Origin of the sequence: Streptomyces sp. NPDC047000 (assembly GCF_040644295.1) — a bacterium.
GTDB lineage: Bacteria > Actinomycetota > Actinomycetes > Streptomycetales > Streptomycetaceae > Streptomyces.
The window spans coordinates 1-2425 of the sequence record NZ_JBEYWE010000075.1 but is presented as its reverse complement, the minus strand read 5'-3'; the positions used below and the strand labels follow the sequence as shown (position 1 = coordinate 2425).

Genomic DNA, 2425 nt, shown 5'->3' with positions numbered 1-2425 from the left:
TGTAGGGTCGGCCGCGCGGCGAGGTGCCCAGGTGATCTGGTCCTTTTCCGCGCGGCCTCCCTCCGAACTCACCGTGCGAGTTTCCCCGCAGTGAGCTCTCCGATGACCATGTCCGTGATCGTCATGCCGGTGTTCCGGGGTGGATGGAGCCATGGCAGTCGCCGCAGACAATCAGGGTTTTGCGGCGCTTGTCGGCCATGAGCTTCTTCCATTCCGGTGTGGCGGGTCCAACTCCGATGAGGTCGGCCAGTGTACGGACCTGGTGGGTTTCCACTTCGGTTCGTCGATGGCAGATCTCACACTCGCTTCGGAGAAGGCGTCGGACGACTTCCCGGTGACGGTGAGGTGTGGGGCTGGGGACGCGGTCATAGGGCACTGCGTTCTTGTTGCGCCGGAGGGGAATCCCTCCGAACCTGGCGATCAGTGGTTTCCTGCCCTGCCGCAGTTGTGTGGCCTCGAAGCACGTGCGGAGCCCGTATGGTGTCTCGGTTTTGACCCTGTGGCGGGCCGTCATATTCGACACCGACGAGCGGTGCTTTGCGGCCAGGGTCCGCAGCATCGCGGTTCGCATGACCCATTCGAGCCGGTTCAGTTTGTAGACGTCTCCGGCGAGCAGGTAGTACTGGACGAGCCCTCTGTATTCGGCCCCGAATGTCGCGACGATGGTGTGGTCGCTCTCGTTGACCAAATCGCGGCGGTGGGCGGGTTTGCCTCGCTGCGTGTATTGGGCGCATTTCGCCTTGATCACCGATCGTGGCACGTTCAGCTTGATGAAGCCGTCGGTCCACCTGCGGCCTCGGGCTCCCTTGCGGTGATCGTGGTGGGCGGTGATCTCGTAGCCGAGGAAGCGTGCCGCTTGTGAGCGGGCATGGGTGATCAAGGTTTTGTCGGGAGACAGTTCGAGCTTGAGTTCCTCGCGCAGGAACGTCGCCAGACGTGCCTTGATCTGCTCAGCCTCGGCTTTCGGTCCGGTGAAGCCGAGGAGGTGGTCGTCGGCGTAACGGCAGTACCTCAATCGCCGATATCCCGAATAGTAGGGATCCATGCTTGGCAGCAAGCGCCGCCGCTTGCGCGTTTCCCGTACGAGTGCGCGGTCGCCGCGTCGGCGCCCGCGTTCGATGATGCCGGACAGCTTGACGTAGGCCGAGTTGTGCCGCCGCTTCTCTCCTTGGGTGTGTTCGGGGATCAGTGTCTGTTCGATGAACATGTCCAACTTGTGCAGGTAGATCGAGGACAGCAGGGGCGAGAGGACGCCACCTTGCGGCGAGCCGGACAGTGTTGCGTGCCAGACCCAGTCCTCCATGTATCCGGCTGCGAGCATGTTGCGCACCAGCAGCAGGAACCGGTTGTCGTGGATCTTCTCCGACAGAATCGTGACCATGACCTCGTGGTCGAAAGATCCGAAGCAGTCAGCGATGTCTCCCTCGATGAACCATGTTGTCCCGGTCCATGTGTTGGCCACCTCGGTTAGTGCCGTGTGGCAGCCACGTCCGGGGCGGAAACCGTGAGAGCGGGCGGAAAAGGTCGGTTCGTAGTACGCCTCCAACAGCAGACGCATAACCTCTCCAACCAGTTTGTCCGTCCATGACGGCAGTCCCAGAGGGCGCATCGCCCCATTCTTTTTGGGAATGTAGGTGCGCCTCACAGGGCTGAATCGGAAGCGCTCGTGGCGCATCGCATCGATGATGCGATCGATCTTCCTGGTGGACATGCCGTCTGCGGTCTCCCCTGATGCTCCAGGTGTCATCGCTCCGTGGTTGGAGTAGATACGCCCGTAAGCCAGCAGATACAACTGCGGGTTGAACATCTGTCGATACAGCTCCTCCAGCGGCTGGCCACGCCGGCCGCGTTCACGTAGGACACCCAGCACCGTTTCAGCACTCTGCATTTCGCATACTTCCCAGGCATGTGTGTCCGATCATCTGTGCCCCTTCGCCCTGCGGACGGTTCTCCCGTCCTCCCTGGCCGGTCGTGACTCCGGCGACTACTACGAGCACTCCGTCGCCCTGGGCCTCGCGACCTGTAGGCGATCCCACGTTCGTCTCTGTCATACGTTTGCAGCGTGACGTAGGCGCCCCACTCATCTCCTTGAATGTCCTCACTGGACATCGCCCAGCGCTCCGGAAGTTGCGTCACCAACGAGACAATCAGACGCAGAGCGCGGCACCGGTTTCAGAGATCCTTTCCGGTGGATGAAGAGTTGCATCACTGGAGATTGGGATTCAGGCAATCCAGCTTTCGCCGTATCACGCGGGCTCCCTTGTGCACTGTTCCTGATCTCTGGACACAGCCACAAGTTTTCATGGCATGCTCTGGTTCCCGTCGGCTTTCGCTTCGGGGTAAGCCATCGAGCCCAAGAACCTCCTTCCGAGTTCTTCCCGGCTGAGCCGGGGATACGACAGAGCGCCTCGTGGCGCACCTCGTT

General features: G+C 61.4%; 1 protein-coding gene. It reads right to left on the bottom strand.

The genetic code is table 11. The features are described 5' to 3' along the window. Positions 1-121: 121 nt before the first annotated feature. Positions 122-1888 (bottom strand): reverse transcriptase domain-containing protein, encoded by a 1767-nt coding sequence (locus ABZ862_RS38410; RefSeq protein ID WP_360969255.1) that lies wholly within the window; start codon positions 1886-1888, stop codon positions 122-124. Between the last annotated feature and the right edge of the window lie 537 nt (positions 1889-2425).

Excerpts from the sequence above, each read along its gene's own strand:
- ABZ862_RS38410 (WP_360969255.1), bottom strand. The coding sequence starts at position 1,888 with ATGCAGAGTGCTGAAACGGTGCTGGGTGTCCTACGTGAACGCGGCCGG.